The following is an 18,321-nucleotide window of genomic DNA, read 5'->3' on the forward strand; positions in this document are numbered from 1 at the left end:
GTGCGCCACCTGTACTCCTGCCCTCTGCGCTGGTCGGACATGGACGCCTTCGGCCATGTCAACAACGCGGTGTTCGTCCGCTACCTCGAAGAGGCGCGGATCGACTTCATGCGTCTGCTGGCGCCGGGGGACGGCAGCCCGTCGTTCACGGGCGGCTCGGTCGTCGCCCGGCACGAGATCGACTATCTGCGGCCGCTGGTCCACCGGCACGCCCCGGTGGACATCGAGGTGTGGGTGACGAAGATCAGCGCCGCGTCGATGACCGTCGCGTACGAGGTCAAGGACGCCGGCACGCTGTATCTGCGGGCCTCGACCATCGTCGTCCCCTACGACTTCGAGAGGGAGCGTCCCCGCCGCATCAGTGCGGAGGAGAAGGCGGGCCTCAAGGAGTACATGGACGACGCGTCGCATCAGGAGGGGGCCGTCGCCGTATGACGGCGCTCCGTCTGGCCGATGCCGGGGAGGCGGCGGATCTCGCCGCCTTCCTGGCCCGGCTGATCCACTACGACCGCGCCGCCGCGGTACGGCTCCAGGCCGGCGGCGGCGTGCTCGCCGTCTTCGGCCGCCCGCCGTCCTTCGAGGTGCTGGCGATCCGCACGGCCCGCCTCACCGACGACCTCACCCTGGACGTCACGGTGTCCGCGGGTGAACTCCTCGAAGGCGTCGAGGAGTCGGCAGATGTGCTGACCGTGCCCGCCGCGGTCACCGGCCCCCCGTGGGCCGGGCTGCTGCCGCCGCGCGGCGGCTGGCAGCGGGTGCCGGGACTGCCGGCGCCCGAGGCGCTGGTGCGCGCGGTGGCCGGTGCCGTCGCCGAATTCCGCGCCCGCGATGAGGCGTTGCCGCCGCAGCACCGCACCCGCAGCGAACGGGACCGTATCGGCAACGACATCTGGTCGCGCACCCTCGGCGACACCTCGCTGCCGCTGCGCGCCGTCCACGCCGCACAGTCGCTGGGCTTTCTGCGTCCCGCCCGCGCGGGCGTCCTGGCGGGCGCGGGCAGCTCCGCGGCTGCCCCCGGCCCGCAGCCGCCCAGCCTGCTCGCCGCCGGCGGCTGGCTGCGGCTGAGCACCGCCTACGGCTCGATCGCCGTGAGGACGGGCGGTCCGGCAGGTCTCACGGGCCTCTCGGGGCTGACGGTCACACCGACCTGAGCCCGCGCGGAGCCGGCCCTCAAGGGGCGGCCCCCCGGCCCACTCCGGCCAACGCCGGTCACTGCCCGGTCAGTCGGCGGTGTTGACCATCGAAGCGGCCGCGTACGTCAGGTAGTTCCACAACGTCGTCTCGTGTTCCTCGGAGAGTTCGAGGGAGTCCACGGCGTCCCGCATGTGGTGCAGCCACGCGTCGTGCGCTGCGCGGTCGACGGTGAACGGGGCGTGCCGCATCCGCAGCCGGGGATGGCCGCGGCCGTCGCTGTACGTACGGGGACCGCCCCAGTACTGCATGAGGAACAGCGTGAGGCGCTCCTCGGCCGGGCCCAGGTCCTCCTCCGGGTACATCGGCCGCAGCAGCGGGTCCTCGGCGACTCCCTGGTAGAAGCGGTGCACCAGGCGGCGGAAGGTCTCCTCGCCACCGACCTGTTCGTAGAAGGTCTGCTCCTGAAGCGTGCCGCGCGGAATCTTGTTCACCCGTCCATGGTGTCAGACGCTCCGGCCGAGGACTTCGGACCTAGGGCCGACAGACCCCAGGGCCTGTGTTCACACTCCCGCCGTCTGCCCGGAGGGCAGGCTCCAAACGGCGTCCGGTGCGTGCGAGCGCAAGGCGGAGGGTCCACCCGGTACCGGGGTGATCCCGGCAACGCGGCGAGCGTGCGTGCCGGACGCCGCGGAGCAGGCGGGAGTGTGCCGACAGGCGCTGGGGCCAGAGGGCAGATGAGGGGCCGGCGCGGGACAGTGGAGGCATGAGCGGTGGCACGGAGGCGGACCGGGCCGGTGCGGCGCGGGACCGGCTCGTCCGGCTGATCACGCAGGGCGGCGGTCTCACCGACCCGCGCTGGCGGGCGGCCTTCGCGCAGGTGCCGCGGCATCTGTTCGTGCCGTACTACTACGAGAGCGTCGCCGAGGGCTACGAGCGGCTGTCCGCCGACGACCCCGATCCGGTGCGCCGGGCCCGCTGGCTGCGCGGCGCCTATCGCGACGGCCCGCTCGCGATCCGGGTGCGTGCGGGCCTGCTGTGCTCGTCCAGCAGCCAGCCGTCGCTGATGGCGCAGATGCTCGAAGCGCTCGGTGTGGAGGACGGCTGCCGGGTGCTGGAGATCGGCACGGGCAGCGGCTACAACGCGGCGCTGCTCAGCCACCGGCTCGGCGACCGGCAGGTGACCACGGTCGATCTGGAGACGGACATCACCGCGGCCGCCCGTGCCCAGCTCGCCGCGGCGGGCTACCGGCCGGCGGTGGTGACCGGGGACGGCGCGCTGGGCTGGCCGCCCCGGGCGCCGTACGACCGGATCATCGCGACCTGCGAGCTGTCGTCCGTGCCGGCGGCGTGGGCCGGGCAGTGCACCGGCGGGGCGACGATCCTGGCGCCGCTGGCCACCGGGCTGATCGCGCTGACCGTGGCGCCCGGTGGCGGGCGGGCGGAAGGGCGGTTCCTGGCCACCCCGGCGTACTTCGTTCCGCTGCGGGGGAGCGGGCGGGGGCCGGTGGCCGCGCCGGTGGACGGGGCGGGCCACGGGCTGCCGTGCGAGGCGCTGCAGGACGGCCGGTTCCAGTTCCTGCTGGCGCTCGGGGCCGGCCGGCTGCTGCCGCAGGAGGCGTACGAACTGTGGCGGCGCGAGCGGCGGCCGGCCCGGGACCGCTACGGCGTGACGGTGGAGGGGGACCGCCAGTGGGCGTGGCTGGAGCGGCCGGACGGTCCGTATGCCTGGGAGCTGGGCGGGGCGGGCGAAGGGGGCACCGACGCGTCCGGGGCGTGACCGGTGTCGGTCACGCCCCGGGCGAAGGGCTCGCGGGCCCGGGTGGGTCAGCCCCGGCGGACGGTCAGTGTCGTCCAGGCGCCGACGTGCACCCGGTCGCCCTCGTGCAGCGGCACCGGCACATACGGCTGGACCGGGTCCTCGGCGAGGTTGATCGTCGTGCCGTTGGTGGAGTTCTGGTCGACGACCGCCCAGCTGCCGTCCTGCTGCTGCACCAGCAGGGCGTGCTGGTGCGAGACGCCCGGGTCCTCCGGGGTGCGGCCGAGGTCGACGTCCGGGGCCTCGCCGGTGCTGTTGCGCCGGCGGCCGATCGCGATCTGGCCGTTGGCGAGCGGCAGCACCTGCTCGGGGGAGTACGCGGGCAGGTTGAGCCCCGCGGCCTCCGGGCCGCTGCGGCCCATCATCGCCATGAAGTACTCGCGGTCCGGCGCGATGGCCACGACCCAGCCCGCGCCGACCACCGGCGGCGGACCCTGCGGCGGCGCTGCGGGCCCCTGGCCGGGACCGCCGTTCCACTGCTGCTGGTCGGGCTGCGGCGGCGGCCCCTGATGCGGCGGCTGCTCGTAGGGGCCGGGCTGCTGCTCGTACGGCGGCTGCGGGGACTGCTGCTCGTACGGGCCGGGCTGCTGCGGCGGGAACGGCGCGGGCGGCTGCTGCTGCTCGAACGGTGCCTGCGGGCCGGGGCCGGGCGGAGCCTGCGCGGGCGGGGCGGCGGACTGCGCGCTCGGGGGGTTCAGCGTCCAGTCGTCGCCCTGCTGCTGCGGCGGGCCGGGCTGCCCGGGGCCGGGCATGCCGGGAGGCGGGCCGGGCATGCCGGGGTATCCGCCGGGGCCGGGCATGCCGGGCGGCGGACCCTGCTGCGGCTGCTGCTGCGGGGGCTGGTGCTGGGGAGGCGGGAAGCCGTAGCCGTCCTGGCCGCCCTGGGGGCCGGGGCCGGGCATGGGCGGCGGGAAGCCATAGCCGTCCTGGCCGCCCTGGGGGCCGGGACCCGGCGCGGGCGGCGGGAAGCCGTAACCGCCCTGGCCGCCGGGCGGCGGGCCCTGCTGGCCGGGGGGCGGGCCCTGCTGACCGGGCGGCGGGGCGTAGGAGGTCGAGGAGTGGGTGAGGAAGTTGTAGCGGCAGTTCTCACAGAACGGCGCCATCGCCGCACGCGGAGTACCGCACTGCGGGCACAGCTCGGGCGGCGCGGACTGCGCCGGGCCGGGGCCGGGCGCGGGCGGCGGGAAGCCGTAACCGCCCTGGCCGCCCTGAGGGCCGGGACCGGGTGCCGGGGGAGGCGGCGGGAAGCCGTAGCCGCCGCCCTGACCACCCTGTGTGCCGGGACCGGGACCGGGGCCTGGCGCGCCGGGCGGCGGGCCGGTCGGTGCGCTGGGCGGCGTGTTCAGGAATCCCTCGGGCAGGGAAGGCGGCGGGGGAGCTGCGCCCGCCATCCGGAGGCCGCACACCTCGCACCATTCTTCGGCCACCGACTGGTGGCCGTTCGGGCAGGTCGGCATGTCGGTTCTTCCCCCTCCGTACCGTGGATGCTGGGTGGTACTTGTCGTGGTCAGCGGTGCTTATTTCGTCACGCGAACGGTCTTCGTCGAGCGCGTTTCGAGGGTCATCTCGTCCGCGTCGGACACCCTCGCCTTCAGTCGCACAGTACCGGTCGCCGCGTCGACGACGTCCACCACCTTCGCAAGCAGTTTCGCAGTCTCCTCATTGCCGGAGGCGTTCGCCAATTGCACCGCGCGGCCGTATTTGGCGGTCGCATCATCCGTATTGCCCGACTTGACCGCTTCCACTCCCTCCTGGATGGCCCGCAGCAGTTCCGCCTGCCCTGTGTAATGCGCCACCTGTGGGTTGATCGACGTCGCCGCGGCGAGGTCGTCCGTCCATACGGCGCGTACGAGCCCGTGCGCCAGCGTCTGCGGCGTCGAGCCGTCCGGGGCGAGGATGATCAAGGAGACGCGGGCGGCCAGCATTTCCTGGCCGACGTCGGCGTCCGGCACCCGCACGCACAGGTGGTAGTCGCGGGACTCGTCGCCCCAGGAGCCGGTCGGGTAGTCGCCGAAGCGGGCGCCGGAGTCCGTGCGGCGGTCGGTCAAGTCCTCGATGGTGGGCGCCACTTGCTTCACGAAGACGACCTCGGCGCCCGCCGGGGTCCACAGCCGCAGGCTGACATCGGCCACCTCCTTGCCCATCGCCTTTTCCATCATCTGCGTGAAATCGGCGGTCAATCCGGCCGGATCGGCAACGATGTCGGCCGTGCCGAGCAGCGCCGAGGCGATGCCGGTGACCTCTTTGACCTCCCAGTCCGTACCGACGCCGCGGGTGTCGCAGGTGAAGCGCCCGGCGCAGGCGTCCAGGGCGGCCCGCAGCTCCTCGGCCGACTCGTGCTCGTTCCGCCCGTCGGTGAGCACGATGCCGTGCCGGATGGAGACGTCGGCCGACGACAGCAGTGCGCCGGCCAGCCGCAGCCAGTTGCCGATGGCGGTGCCGCCCCCCGCGCTCAGCTTGCGCAGCGCCTCCTTGGCCCGGTCGCGGGTCGCCGGATCGGCGACGGCCAGCCGGCCGCCACCGGGGTAGACCTCGGCGGCCCGGTGTGTGCCGGCGACCACGGCGAACCTGACGCCGTCGCGCACCGTGTCGATGGCGGCGGCCGTCGCCTCGCGGGCGCCGCGCATCTTCGTCGGCGGGTGGTCCATCGACCCCGAGCAGTCGACCATGATCACCACGCCGGCGTCCGGGGCGCCGCTCCCGCCGACGAGTGCCGGCCGGCCACCGGTCGCGGTGACCGTGACGATGGCGTTCACCTCGCGCCCGCCCTCGGGGAGATGGACGTTCTGGTACACCTCGGCCGAGAAACGCGGCACATGCGACTTGGAGAAGTTGGCCATCTGTTCCGCTCCTTGGGCTCCGTAAGGGATCAATCGCAAAGCCGGACAGCAGGACAACCGGGCAGCCGGGCAGCCCAAGAGGGCGCCCCGCCGTCCCTTCCCATTGGCGCGGCGCACGGGGACGTCACACGCCGCCCCCGCTCGGCGCACACCGGTGCTCGGCACGCACCGGTGCCCGTGCGAGGGGCAGCCGGTGTCCGGTGCGTCCGGTGTGCCGCCGGTCAGGCCGCGCCTGTCCGCCCCGCGGGCGCGGGGAACGGCACCAGGGCCACGGTGATGTTGTCGTGCCCCCCGCTGTCGAGGGCGTAGGTGACCATGCTCCGGGCGCCGTTCAGCGGCTCGGTGGGCGCGTCGAGCGGCAGCACGGCGGCCATCTGCTCGGCGGATTCCGCGTAGTTCCACAGCCCGTCGGTGCACACCACCACCACACCGGGACCGTCCGGCTCGAAGGACTGGGTGTGCGGCTCGACTTCGTAGGCGTCCGCGCCGAGCCAGCCCGTGATGGCGTGCGCGCGCTCATCGGCGAGCGCCTCCGCCTCGGACATCAGATTGCCCGCGACCATCTGCGCGGCCCAGGAGTCGTCCTCGGTGAGGCGTACGGGCGCCGCCGTGCGGTCGTCGGGGATCCAGTAGGCGCGGCTGTCGCCCACCCAGCCGATGGTCAGCAGCCCGCCGCCGACCACCGCGCCGACGAAGGTGCAGGCGGGGGCGTTCTGCCGGCGGTGCTCGTCGTGCGCCGACGCGGGGTCCTCCGCCAGGACGTCGACGGCGGCCGAGGCCGCCATGATCGCGTCGTGCATGGCCTGCCGGGGGTGGGCGCCGCCCGGCAGGGAGGCGCGCAGGCTGACGCCCGCGGCCTCGGACGCGGCCTGCGATGCCTCGTCGGGGCGGGTCGCCGAGGAGACGCCGTCGCAGACCAGCGCGACCAGGGCGGGGCTGCCGTCCGGCAGGGCGGTGGTGGCGAGGGTGAAGAAGTCCTCGTTGCGGTGGTGCCGGTGGCCCTTGTCGCTGACCGCGGCGAATCCGGACAACTCGCGTTCCATGTGGTCCCGTTCCCGTGGCTGTGCGTGTCCGCAGTGCTCGCAGTACCCGTCGGCGTCGACGGCGCCGGTCCCGCAGGCCGTGCAGGCACGGGTGCCGTGGGCGGGGGTGGCCGCCGTGGGCGTGCCCTGGGCCGGCGCGTCGGCGACCGGGCTCCCCGGTGTCCCGGGGGCCCCGCCCGCGGCGTCCGCGACGGCCTCGTAACCGGCCACCCGCGGGTCGGCGGGCCCTTCGGCCGGCTGGTCGGCGGGCTGTTCACCGGGCAGGTCCGCGGCCGAGGCCGTCGGGGCGTGCCCGGGAACGGGCGGTGAGCCGGGCTCCACGTACGGGATGCGGGTCTGCGGATCCGGCGGCGGCGGGCCTGCCGGGGCGGGGGGTGCGGGCACCGCGGGGACCGCCGGCGGTCCGTCCGGGCGCGGCGGGATCGCCCCGCCGGCCGCGGCAGGCACGCCCGCCGCCGGTCCGCCGTACGCGGGCGGGGCCGGCGGGGCGTTCGGCACCAACGGTGCGTCCGCTTCCGGGATGTGCGCCGGCATCGGCGCGGGCACCGGCGGATGCACCGGAGGCGCCGACCGCGGTGCCGCCGCGGCGTCCGGGGACGGTGCGTACGCGGGCGGCGGCAGCGGCGGCGGGGGCGGCGGCCCGTACGCGGTGGGGCCCGCGCCGCCGGGCGCGGCCGCCGGCTGCCCCGGCCCGTCGGACGGCAGCGCCGCCGCGCCGAGGCCGGTGCCGCACCGCCCGCAGAAATTGTCCCCCGCGTCGAGCGGCTCGCCGCAGCTCGGACACCTGGACGGCCCAGTCACACCCATGTCACACCCACGTCCTGGGGCGGAAGCGGTTGGCCCGTTCCACCAGCTCGATCCTTTCCTCGCCACGCTGCGCCAGCCGCGCGAGCAGGCGGTACGACTCCTCCAGGCCGAACCGCAGGCTGCGCTCGTCCAGCGCGGTGCCGAGCAGTGCAGGCCGCTGTGGCGGGTTCTGCCCGCCGTCCGGCCGGGCACCGTGGCTACCGGAGAGTACCCAGTCGAGGGCGGTGCCCCACACCTCGGTCGTCAGTTGTTGACGCCGCTCGGCGTCCAGGCCGAAGTCCGTGAGGTGCTCGACCTGTTCGGCGGCGGCCCGCAGATCGTCCGACAGCGCCTCCGTGGGGGAGCGCTGCCAGAGCCGGGCGCGGAGCGCCGCGATCCGTGCCGCCGTGTAGTGGATGGACGATTCCGGGACGGACTCCAGCACCTCGACGGCGCCCGTCCGCTCACCCGCCAGCAGCCGCACCCGGGCGAGCCCGAACGCGGCGCTGACGAAGCGGTGGTCGGTCGTCCACACCATGTGGTAGTAGACGGCGGCGTCCTCCAGCCGCTCCAGCAGTTCGGCGCAGACGGCCAGCGCCAGCTTCGGTGCGGGCTCGCCCGGGAACGTGTCGTAGACCGCGTGGAAGCAGTCCACGGCGGTGGGGTGGTCGCCGGCGTCGAGCGCCACCAGACCGCGGGTCCACAGCACCCGCCAGTCGGCGGCCCATGCCCCGCCGTGCACGGACGCGAGGTCGTCCAGGGCGGTCAGGGCCGTGCCGGCCGCGCCCGTCTCCAGGTGGGCGCGTACCTCCCGCAGCCGGATCGCGAGCGAGTCGACGGGGACGGAGCGCAGCGCGGCGACGAGTTCGGCGGGCGCCGTGGTCATCAGGCCCGCGAGGAAACCGGCGTTGGGGTCGCCCGGGTCCACCCGGGGGACCGGGAGGGCGAGGACGGCGGCGGCGGTGTCCAGGGGGCGCAGCACCGTGCCGCCCGGCGGTGCGGCAGCCGCAGTCGCAGGCGCCGCCGCGGCCGTCCCGCCCCCCTCGGCCGTGCGTGCCTGCTGCGCCGGGATCGCCGCCCGGCCGGGTGCGGTGCCGGCCGCCCCGTGCCCGCCAGGCGGCGTCCCGGCGGCGAGCGCCGCCCGCTTGCGCCGCCGGGCGAACGGTCCGAAGCCGCCGGCGGGCGCCACCTCCCGGGCGCCCAGCCGCGAGCTGGGCCCCTTGGCGGGGGTCAGCAACTCCGTTTCCGTCGCGCGCAGTTCGCCGCCGAAGACCGTGGAGTGCGCCGGCCGCTGCTCGCCGGTCTGCAGGGCGACCACTTCCCGCAGCACACCGGTCAGCTGCTCGGCCATCTCCTCGGCCGAGGAGAAGCGGCGGTTCCGGTCGAGGTCCGTGGCCCGCACCAGCAGCCGGTAGAAGGACTCGTAGGTGCGGAACACCTCGATGTGGGCCGGGTCGGGCAGCTTGTCCGCGTAGACGCTGGTGTAGCCCTGGAAGTCGAAGGTGAGGACGGCGAGGGCGCGGGCGACGGTGTAGAGGTCGGAGGCGACCGAGGGGCCCAACTCGGCGATCTCGGGCGCCTGGTAGCCGACCGTGCCGTAGTAGACGCCGTCGTTGTCGTCCATCCGGCACACCGCGCCCATGTCGATCAGCTTGAGCTGGTCGTTCTGCTGGATGGCGTTGTCGAGCTTGAAGTCGCAGTACAGCAGGTTGCGGCTGTGGAGATGGCCGAGCGCCTCCAGCGCCTCGATGCCGTACGCGCACGCCTGCTCGACGGGCAGCGGGATCCGCCGCCCCTCGGGTGTGCAGGAGGCGTTGGCGATGTCCTTGAGCGATTTGCCGCCGACGTACTCCATGACGATGTATTCGTCGCGGCTGCCCGTCGCGCGGTGGAGATGCTCGACGAAGTTGTAGATCCGCACGATGTTGGAGTGCTCGATCTCGGCGAGGTGGCGCCGCTCGGACTCCGACACCGCCAGCGCGTCCTCGTCGCCGGTGTCCAGCAGGCCCTTGAGCACCACCCAGCGGTCGGACACCTTGCGGTCGGTCGCCAGATAGATCCAGCCGAACCCGCCGTGCGCCAGGCAGCCCACGACCTCGTACTGGTCGTGCACGACGTCACCGGCCCGCAGCTTGGGAACGAAGCTGTAGGCCTGGCCGCAGTGGGTGCAGAAACCCTCGGTACGGCCCCTGTTCCCCTCGCGGGCCCGCCCCACCGGCGCCCCGCAGTCGCCGCGGCTGCAGAATCGCCGCCGCTCGGGGACCTCCGGATTCTCCAGCACCGCCGCCGGCGGATCGGGCCGTGGCACCTGCGGCACCGACACCAGCCCGGCGCCCAGCCGCCCGCGCGCCGACCCGGGCCCCGAGGACGGCCGGGAGCCGCTGCCGGAGCTGCGGCCCGAGGCGGACACCGCCGACACGCGCTGCGGCTCGCCGCCGGTCGGCGCGGGCGGACCCGGCGCGCCGGCGGGGTGGGTGGCCGCCGTCGCGCCCGCGAGCGCACGGCTGGTCAGCTCCGTCGGCGGCGAGGACAGCAGCCCTTGCGGCGAGACGACCGGCGCGAGGCCGCACTCGTCGCAGTAGAGCTCGCCACCGCCGACGTCCTCGTAATGGCCCTCGCACTCCCGCCGCTGGCAGTGGCCCTCGGCCTGTTCCGTCACGATTCCCCCCTGCGGTCCGCCTGCTGTGGCACGAATGCCTCCGCCGCCGCCTGCTGATAGCGCCACACCGCCTGCTCGGCCACCCGCAGATCGCAGGGCGCGCTCCACAGCATCCGGCGGGCCGCGTCGTACCGCTCCGTCAGCAGCGGATCCTCCGCCATGCCGTGCCGGGCGACCTTCGCCTTGTACGCGTCCAGCCGGCCGCGCAGCTCGGCGCGCACCGCCAGCGGCGCCGTCACGGCCGTCAACGACTCCCGGGCGCGCTGGAGTTCGTCCTCGGCACGGTCCTCCAGGCTGTCCAGCAGCGGCGACAGGCGGTGCCACTGGGAGCGCCTGCGGTAGTCGGCGGCCGCGGCCAGCTGCTCGTGCAGTGCCGTCGACGGGCCGCTGACCGCCGGCACCTCCGTCGCCGCGATCTTCGCCAGCACCTCGCCCCGGGCGTGCCGGGCCTCGGTCAGGGTGCGGTCGGCCCGGGAGAGGATGTCGCGCAGCTGCATCAGCCGCCGCTCGGCGTCCTGCCGTACGTCCAGCACCGCTTCGACCTCGCGCCGGATGTCCTCCAGTGCCCGCGCCGCACGGTCGTAGCGCCCGGTGTCCGGACGGCCCCCGCCGGGCGCGGAACTCCCCGTCGAGGACGACACCCAGAAGGCCAGCGGGTCCGCGATGACCTGGCCGCGCAGCCGCGCCAGCTCGTCCGTGATCTCCTCCAGGTCGTCGCCCGCCGGATGCTCCCCGGGGCGGACCCCCACCGAATGCGCCAGCGAGCGGGTCCGGCGCAGCTCGGCCGCGAGCAGATCGATCCGGGCCGGCAGCGCCGACCACACCGAATCGGCCGCGACGATCATGTCCAGCGCGCGGGCGTAGAGCCCGTTCATCCGCGCGACGAGCTCCTCCAGGCTGAATCGTTCAGTCAGCCGGGCGGGGCCGCCCTCCGGGCCCCCGCCGGCCACCGCTGAGCCCGCGACCGTCACCCCGCTGCCGCCGAGCAGTTCCGACAGCTCCGCCAGGTCCTCGGCCGAGGGCCAGCGGCGTCGCGCGCGCACCTCACGCGCCGCCTGGAGGGCTCCGGAATAGGCGTCGAAGTACGTCCAGAGGACCGTGATGGACCGGTCGGTGGCGGCCCAGCGCTCCTTGGTGGTGCCGGCCAGTTCGGCGCCCTCCAGGAGTCTGCGGCCGGCGTGGTCCTGCAACGCGAGCAGCGACGTCTCGATCGCCTCGAACTCCGCGCCGAGCCGCGCCAGGGCGCGATCCACCTCGTCCCGGCCCAGCACCGGGGCGTCGGGCCTCCCCGCGGAACCGGGGAGGGGTCCAGGGGCCCCCATCGATCACCTCTCCAATACGCGTACGGTGCACGGCGGTTGATGCGCTCAGGATGCTGCTTCGGCGTTCCGTTCCGTCCATAGTGGCCGAATCCGGCCGGTCTGTGGGGCGATCGGGGCCGCGGGGCGACCGATCAGCCTTTGGAGGCGTACTGGGCGGCGGGCGGTTCGGTGACCGCGAGTCCGTCCTTCGCCAGCCACCGCTTGCGGGCCGCCTCCCAGCCCCCGCCGTCACGGTAGGTGTCCAGCACCTGATTGACCCGCGCCACCAGATCGGTGTCCTCCTTGCGCATGGCCACGCCGTACGGCTCGACCGCCGAGCCCTCCGGGTACCTCTTCACCTGCACCGTCGGGTCCTGTGCGGCCTGTGCCGCCGCCAGCGTGTCGTCCGTGACGACGGCGACCGCCTCGCCGAGCTGGAGCCGCACCAGGCAATCGAGCTGGTTGGGCACCTGCACCAGCCGCGCGCCGGGGAGATGCTCCTTGACCCACTTGCTGCCGGTCGACTCCTCGGCCGCGCACACCTTCTTCCCCCGCAGGTCGCCGGCGCTGCCGACGGGCGTCTCCTTGCCGGCCAGGATCTTCTGCTGCGCCCCGAAATACGCGGTGGAGAAGGCCACTTCGCTCTGCCGCCGGCAGTCGATCGTCATCGTCCGCACCACCATGTCGATGTCGTGTCCTTTCAGCGCGTCGATGCGGTCGTTGGTGGCCACCGCCTTGAACTCGACGGTGAAGTCCGCCCCGAAGATCTCCTTCACGAGGGTCCGGGCCAGTTCGATGTCGAAGCCCTGCAGCTGCTTGGAGGCCGGGTCGCGGTAGCCCCAGTGGTAGGTGTTCTGGTCGACGCCGATGACGATCTTGCCGCTGCGCGCGATGGCCCGCACCGCCGGACCGTCCTCGGCCGACGGGTGCTGCAGGCTGCGCGCGGGGTTCTTCTCGTCGCACCCCGGGGCGAGGGGGATGTCCCGCTCGGGGCCGTGCGCCTGACGGACCGGACGCGGCCGGTCCGGGCGCCCGGGGCCTCCCGGATCCCAGCCGCCCAGCGTGATCATCAGCACCGCGGCGGCCACGGCCAGCGCGGCCACCCCGGTCCGGGCCGGAGTCAGGGCGGCCCGCAGCGTCGCGTTGCCCCGTATCGGCATCCTCATCTCCCCTCACCCGGTCTTGTCATCGGTACTCCGACACCCGGCGGCCGATGCCCCACACCGCGCTCGCGGCGCCGAGCAGGGCGAGGACGACGGCGCCCCCCACCAGCCAGGGCAGCCCGCTGGGCCCGCCGCCCACCGCGGAGTCGAACTCGTGCTGTTCGCCGGCGCGGGCGGCGTTCAATTCCTTGTCCACGGTGGCGGAGTAGGTGCCGTTCGTCGCGTCCTGGCCGATCGTCCTGCCGAGGTCGGCCCGGTGCTCGGCCTGCCACTTCGCCACCAGTGCCACCGCCCGGCGCACCGGCTCCCGGCCGTCGCTGTCGGCGAGCGCCAGGGCCTTGCCCAGCTTGCTGTCCGCGGCGGCCCCGCCGGTTTTGGCGGGCCCGTAGAGGTCCTTCATCTGCGCGGCGAAGGTGGCCTCGTAGAAGTCGCCCTCGTCGGAGGTGTTCCTCCGCTCGGCCTGCACCGAGCTGCGCGCCACCAGCCGCAGCGTCTCGGCGCCGCGCGCCTGCAGCGCGTCGATCCGGGCCTCGTTGATGGCCTGCAGCGAATCCACTCCCGTCGCGCGCGAGGCGAGGAGCCCGGAGCGGGCCGCCGCGCAGCCCGCCGCCAGCCACAGGAACAGCACGACGGTGGCCGCCGTGGCACCCAGCAGCCCCGGATTGAAGAAGCGGTGGGTGCGGCGGTAGAGGCGCTGCTGCGCCCACAGCAGGGCGCCCACCGCGAGCAGGCCGGCGGCCATCGCGAACCAGGGCCAGCCGTTCGCGGAGCGGTAGTCGCCGGCCAGCCGCTCGGTGACGCTGTCGTTGAGCCCGCGGGCGGCCGGCAGCAGCTTGGTACGCATCTTCTCGTTCGCGTACGTCAGATAGGCACCGCCCAGCGGCAGGCCTTGGCGGTTGTTCGCCCAGGCCCGCTCGACGAGCGTGGCGTACCGCGGAAGTTCCTCGCTGATGGTGGCGATCCGTTCGCCGGCCGCGCTCCGGGGCCCGGCCTTCGCCGAGGCCCCCACCAGGAGGGTCGACAGCCGGCGCAGGTCCGACTCGTAGTCGTCGCGGGTCGCCCTGCGGGTCGTCGCGTCGGACAGGAAGTTCTCGGCGGCGGCGGTGTCGACCCCGGCCAGCAGCCGGCCGATCTCTGCGGCGTTCTCGCTCAGCTCCTGGCTTTCCCTGACGCCTTGGCGTACCGCGTCCGACCGGTCGGACACCTGGACGGCGCTGACCGCCCCGAACACCAGGACCAGCAGGGCGAGCAGCGCGCCGATCACCCGCAGCCGGCCCGGTTCGGTGGTGGCCGCGGCCCGCAGGTCGTCCAGCCCCTCGGCCCAGGCGGCACGGCGTTCCGGCGCGGGTGTGCGGCTGGTCGCTACGGACGTCACAGAACCTCCCCCTCGTCACTCGCCGCCGGTCCGCCCCGCACGCGGCGCTGCTGGGGCGCACCGGGACCGGTGCACGGGCAGCAGTATGTCCGCAGTCCCCGGTCAGCACACCGCGTTTGGCGCGATCTTGTGCCGATCGCGACCCGCGGTGTGACGCCCCCCACACCCCCTCACGCGTGCATGGTGCATCCGGTTCCCGCGCGGGCGGGGGAGGGCGGCAGGCGGGCGGACCGTGCGGCATTCCGGTGGGCGGCACTACAGTTGCGGCAGAGACCAGACGACAGGTGACCTGCCGATCGGGAGTGAGCGCGTGCAGACGGTCCGCAAGGGCAGGGTGTCGCTGGTGGAGTCCGCGACCGATGAGATCCGCGGCCAGATCGTGACCGGCAACTGGCCGGTGGGCAGCCGCATCCCGCCCGAGAGCGCGCTCTCCGAGACCCTCGGCGTCAGCCGTGCCTCGGTCCGCGAGGCCGTCCGCTCGCTCGTGCACTCCGGTCTGCTGGAGCCCCGGCAGGGCGACGGCACGTTCGTGATCTCCGACGACGACAGCGCGGTCGCCCTCCGCCGCCGTCTCGAACGCGCCGAACTCAGCCATGTCACCCAGGTCCGCCAGGGCCTCGACGTGGTCGCCGCCCGGCAGGCCGCCAAGCACCGCACGGACGCCCAACTCGCCGGTATCGAGGACGCGCTGGAGCGCCGCCGGGCCGCGCTCACCGCGCACGACAGCGAGGCGTTCACCGCCGCCGACGCCGACTTCCACGTCCTGGTCGCCGAGGCCAGCGACAACCCCGTGCTCGCCGACATGTACCGCTCGCTCAGCGCCGCGCTGCGCGCTGAGCTGCGCCGCGCCGCCTGCCTGGACACCGCCACCGCCGCCCCCACCGACCCGCACTCCCGCCTCACCGACGCCATCCGGGACCGCGACCCGCAGGCGGCCGTGGACGCCGCGGTGCTGCTGCTCGCCGGGCACGTACGGGACCTCGCCCTGCCGCTGGACGACTGAGCCGGGACGACCGAGCCGGGCGCCGGCCCCCGGCGCCCGCCGCACCCGCTACCCCCAGGTGCCCCGCAGCCGCTCGTACGCCGCCGGGTCCGCGCCGCCCGCCGCACCCGCCCGGTCCAGCGCGTACAGCGCCGCACCCAGCACCGGCGGCGCCGTCACCACATGGGGCACCGCCTTCGGCGCGCGCTCGGCCAGCAGCTCGGCCACCCGGTCGTGCAGCAGCGGATGCCGGGCGGCCAGCACCCCGCCGCCCAGCACCACCCGGGCCTGCTCGCCCAGCAGGTCCAGCCGCTCCAGGGCGACCGACGCCAGCAGGACGACCTCCTCCGCCTGCCGCGCGACGATCGCGCGGGCCACCGGGTCACCGGACGCGGCGACCCCGAACAGCACCGGCGTCAGCTCGTGCCGCCGCCGGGACTCGATGCCCTTGAGGTGGAACGCCTCGATCAGCTCCGGCATGGTCGCCAGCCCGAAATGGGCGGGCAGCGCACGCGCCAGGTCGCTGTGCTCGCCGCGGCCGTCCTCGGCCCGCGCCGCGTACCACAGCGCCTCGTCGGCGAGGAACGAACCGCCGCCCCAGTCACCGGAGAGCCGGCCGATGGACGGGAAGCGCGCGGTCGCCCCGCCGTGCCCGAGGCCCGCGCAGTTGATGCCCGCCCCGCACACCACGGCGACCCCCACCGGTTCACCGGCGTCCGGCAGCCCGGCCCGCAGCAGCGCGAAGGTGTCATTGCCGACGGTCACCTCCCGCCCCCACCCCCGGCCGGCGATCTCCGCCGCCAACCCGGCCTCCTCGACGGGCAGATCGGCGTTGGCGAGATACGCGGAGACATGGTCGACCGGGCCCTCGGCCCCGGCCTGCCGCAGCGCCGAGGCCACCAGCGGCGCCAGCACGTCCACCGCGCGCCCGGCGCCCACCAGCGGCGGCTGGAACCCGCCGCCGCGGGCCGCCCCCAGGATCCTTCCGTCCGCGCCCACCAGGGCCACGTCCGTCTTGCTGTTGCCCGCGTCGATGGCGAGCGCCGTGCCGGTCAGGCCCACGTGAGGTGCTCCCGGTTGTGCGCGATCAGCTCGTCGGTGAGCCGGTCCGCGAGGTCGATCTGGCCGATCAGCGGGTGGGCGAGCAGCGCGTCGTGGACCCGGTCCCGGCCGCCCTTCAACGCCGCCTCCAGCGCCAGCTGTTCATATGCCGTCACGCCCGCGACGAGCCCGGCGAACAGCGGCTCCAGCGGCCGCTGCGGCACCGGCTTCGCGCCCGCCGCACCCACCGTCGCCGGCACCTCGATCACCGCGTCGTCCGGCAGGAAGGGCAGCGTGCCGTTGTTCAGGGCGTTGACGACCTGGACGTCACCCGAGTCCCGCAGCAGCGACGACGTCAGCGCCACCGCCGCCTCCGAGTAGAACGCCCCGCCCCGCTTGCCCAGCAGCTCCGGCTTCTCGTCCAGCGCCGGATCGCCGTACATACCGAGCAACTGCTGCTCGATCGCCGCGACCTCCGCCGCCCGGGACGGCTTGCTGCGCATCTCCCGGACGACCTCGTCGTGCCGGTAGTAGTAGCGCAGGTAGTAGGAGGGGACGACGCCGAGGCGCTCCACCAGCGAGCGCGGCATCCGCAGATCCGCGGCGACCGCGTCCCCGTGCTCGGCGAGCAGCTCGGGCAGCACATCCTTGCCGCCGACGCGTACGGCGCGCTCCCAGGTCAGGTGGTTGAGGCCGATGTGCTCCAGCTCCACCTGCTCGGGGCGCACGCCCAGCAGCTTGGCGAACTTCCGCTGGAATCCGATCGCGACGTTGCACAGTCCGACGGCCTTGTGGCCGTGCGTGAGCAGCGCCCGCGTCACGATGCCGACGGGGTTGGTGAAGTCCACGATCCAGGCGGCCGGATTGCGCCGCCGGACCCGCTCGGCGATGTCCAGCACCACCGGGACCGTCCGCAGCGCCTTGGCGAGGCCGCCGGCGCCGGTCGTCTCCTGCCCGACGCAGCCGCACTCCAGCGGCCAGGTCTCGTCCTGCTTGCGGGCCGCCTGCCCGCCGATGCGCAGCTGGAGCAGGACCGCGTCGGCGCCGTCGACCCCGTCCTCCAGGTCATGGGTCCAGCGGATCCTGCCGGGGTGGCCCTGCTTGGCGAAGATCCGCCGGGCGAGGCTGCCGATCAGCTCCAGCCGGTCCGCCGCCGGATCGATGAGAACGAGCTCCTCCAGCGGCAGCACCTCGCGCAACCGCGCGAAACCGTCGATGAGTTCGGGGGTATAGGTCGAGCCGCCGCCGACCACTGCGAGCTTCATGTACGGGTTCAGCCCTTCACTCCGGTGAGCGTCACGCCTTCGACGAAGGCCTTCTGCGCGAAAAAGAACACGATGATGACCGGGGCCATGACCAGCAGGGTTGCCGCCATGGTGAGATTCCAGTTGACGCTGTGCGCGCTCTTGAACGACTCCAGGCCGTAACTGAGCGTCCAGGAGGCGGGGTTCTGGGCCGCGTAGATCTGCGGCCCGAAGTAGTCGTTCCAGCAGTAGAAGAACTGGAAGAGGGCGACCGCGGCGATCCCGGGCTTCGCCATCGGCACCACGATCCGCAGCAGCGTCCGCAGCTCCCCGCAGCCGTCCACCTTCGCCGACTCGATGTACTCCTTCGGGATGGTCAGCAGGAACTGCCGCAACAGGAAGATCGAGTAGGCGTCGCCGAACGCCATCGGGATGATCAGCGGCCACAGCGAGCCGGCCAGATGCAGCTGCTGCGCCCACACCAGGTACATCGGCACCACGATGGCCTGCGGGGGCAGCATCATCGTGGAGATCACCAGGATCATCGCCGTACGGCGGCCGCGGAAGCGGAACTTGGCGAGCGCGTAGGCGACCGGCACCGCCGAGCAGACGGTGAAGAGCGTGCCCAGACCCGCGTACATCACGGAGTTCTTCCACCAGTCCAAAAAGCCCGGTGTCCGCAAGACCGTGAGGTAGTTCGACCAGTTCCATTCGTGCGGCCACAGCTCGCCGCTCATCGCCTGGTCGTCGCTCATCACGGATGTCAGGAAGACGAAGACGAACGGCAGGACGAAGAACAGCGCGGCGGCCAGCGCCACGGCGTGCACGGCGACCCAGTGCAGCATCCGCTTGCGCCGGGCGCGCGCCGCCGGACCGCCGTCGGTGCCGGTACGGGCCGGTGCGGTGCGCGCCGGGAGAGTGGTGGTGGTCATATCGG

Annotated in this window: 15 protein-coding genes; 4 read left to right on the forward strand and 11 right to left on the reverse strand. The window is 74.2% G+C overall.

Translation table 11 applies throughout. The features are described from left to right. Both ACIRQ7_RS28900 and ACIRQ7_RS28905 read left to right on the forward strand, forming a co-directional pair. Positions 1-435, forward strand: coding sequence for an acyl-CoA thioesterase (locus tag ACIRQ7_RS28900; protein WP_401470111.1), 435 nt, complete (start codon positions 1-3; stop codon positions 433-435). Further along, positions 432-1,151 carry a hypothetical protein gene (locus ACIRQ7_RS28905; RefSeq protein ID WP_404265564.1) on the forward strand — a complete coding sequence of 240 codons (720 nt, stop codon included), beginning with the start codon at positions 432-434 and terminating at the stop codon, positions 1,149-1,151. The genes ACIRQ7_RS28900 and ACIRQ7_RS28905 overlap by 4 nt, the downstream gene beginning before the upstream one ends. Before the next feature lie 69 nt (positions 1,152-1,220). Here ACIRQ7_RS28905 and ACIRQ7_RS28910 read toward each other — a convergent pair whose 3' ends face one another. Further along, on the reverse strand, positions 1,221-1,625 hold the full coding sequence (locus ACIRQ7_RS28910) for a globin (protein ID WP_401470117.1): 405 nt from the start codon (positions 1,623-1,625) through the stop codon (positions 1,221-1,223). Between the two features lie 272 nt (positions 1,626-1,897). Here ACIRQ7_RS28910 and ACIRQ7_RS28915 point away from each other — a divergent pair, with 272 nt between their 5' ends. Continuing rightward, positions 1,898-2,911 carry a methyltransferase domain-containing protein gene (locus ACIRQ7_RS28915; protein WP_404265565.1) on the forward strand — a complete coding sequence of 338 codons (1,014 nt, stop codon included), beginning with the start codon at positions 1,898-1,900 and terminating at the stop codon, positions 2,909-2,911. Between the two features lie 47 nt (positions 2,912-2,958). Here the strand turns inward: ACIRQ7_RS28915 and ACIRQ7_RS28920 are convergent, their stop codons facing one another. The 7 genes from ACIRQ7_RS28920 to ACIRQ7_RS28950 form a co-directional block, all read right to left on the reverse strand. Further along, positions 2,959-4,407, reverse strand: coding sequence for an FHA domain-containing protein (locus ACIRQ7_RS28920; RefSeq protein WP_404265566.1), 1,449 nt, complete (start codon positions 4,405-4,407; stop codon positions 2,959-2,961). 60 nt (positions 4,408-4,467) lie between these two features. Next, positions 4,468-5,790: a VWA domain-containing protein gene (locus tag ACIRQ7_RS28925; protein ID WP_404265567.1), complete on the reverse strand. Its 1,323-nt coding sequence runs from the start codon at positions 5,788-5,790 to the stop codon at positions 4,468-4,470. A 221-nt stretch (positions 5,791-6,011) separates the two neighbouring features. After that, positions 6,012-7,640, reverse strand: coding sequence for a PP2C family serine/threonine-protein phosphatase (locus tag ACIRQ7_RS28930; RefSeq protein WP_404265568.1), 1,629 nt, complete (start codon positions 7,638-7,640; stop codon positions 6,012-6,014). 1 nt (position 7,641) lies between these two features. Next, a complete protein-coding gene (locus ACIRQ7_RS28935) occupies positions 7,642-10,278 on the reverse strand; it encodes a tetratricopeptide repeat protein (protein WP_404265569.1) in 2,637 nt (878 codons plus the stop codon). Continuing rightward, positions 10,275-11,600: a hypothetical protein gene (locus ACIRQ7_RS28940; RefSeq protein WP_404265570.1), complete on the reverse strand. Its 1,326-nt coding sequence runs from the start codon at positions 11,598-11,600 to the stop codon at positions 10,275-10,277. Before ACIRQ7_RS28940 ends, ACIRQ7_RS28935 begins: the two co-directional genes overlap by 4 nt. A 131-nt stretch (positions 11,601-11,731) precedes the next feature. Further along, complete coding sequence (locus ACIRQ7_RS28945; RefSeq protein ID WP_404265571.1) at positions 11,732-12,739, reverse strand: glutamate ABC transporter substrate-binding protein; 1,008 nt, start codon at positions 12,737-12,739, stop codon at positions 11,732-11,734. Positions 12,740-12,764: 25 nt separating this feature from the next. Continuing rightward, positions 12,765-14,117 carry a hypothetical protein gene (locus ACIRQ7_RS28950; RefSeq protein WP_404265572.1) on the reverse strand — a complete coding sequence of 451 codons (1,353 nt, stop codon included), beginning with the start codon at positions 14,115-14,117 and terminating at the stop codon, positions 12,765-12,767. A 310-nt stretch (positions 14,118-14,427) separates the two neighbouring features. Between ACIRQ7_RS28950 and ACIRQ7_RS28955 the strand changes: the two genes are divergently transcribed. Continuing rightward, positions 14,428-15,120 (forward strand): FadR/GntR family transcriptional regulator, encoded by a 693-nt coding sequence (locus ACIRQ7_RS28955; protein WP_404265573.1) that lies wholly within the window; start codon positions 14,428-14,430, stop codon positions 15,118-15,120. 48 nt (positions 15,121-15,168) lie between these two features. On the opposite strand, the gene ACIRQ7_RS28960 is transcribed toward ACIRQ7_RS28955, so the two are convergent. The 3 genes from ACIRQ7_RS28960 to ACIRQ7_RS28970 are packed head-to-tail and all read right to left on the reverse strand — an operon-like array spanning position 15,169 to position 18,316. Then, the gene (locus tag ACIRQ7_RS28960; protein ID WP_404265574.1) at positions 15,169-16,161 is read right to left on the reverse strand and encodes an N-acetylglucosamine kinase; all 993 of its coding nucleotides are present in this window, start codon (positions 16,159-16,161) and stop codon (positions 15,169-15,171) included. Then, positions 16,152-17,405, reverse strand: a complete 1,254-nt coding sequence (locus ACIRQ7_RS28965) for a 6-phospho-beta-glucosidase (protein ID WP_404265575.1) — start codon at positions 17,403-17,405, stop codon at positions 16,152-16,154. Before ACIRQ7_RS28965 ends, ACIRQ7_RS28960 begins: the two co-directional genes overlap by 10 nt. A gap of 8 nt (positions 17,406-17,413) precedes the next feature. Further along, the gene (locus ACIRQ7_RS28970) at positions 17,414-18,316 is read right to left on the reverse strand and encodes a carbohydrate ABC transporter permease (protein WP_404265576.1); all 903 of its coding nucleotides are present in this window, start codon (positions 18,314-18,316) and stop codon (positions 17,414-17,416) included. Between the last annotated feature and the right edge of the window lie 5 nt (positions 18,317-18,321).

It is taken from the genome of Streptomyces sp. NPDC101393, from assembly GCF_044767385.1.
GTDB lineage: Bacteria > Actinomycetota > Actinomycetes > Streptomycetales > Streptomycetaceae > Streptomyces.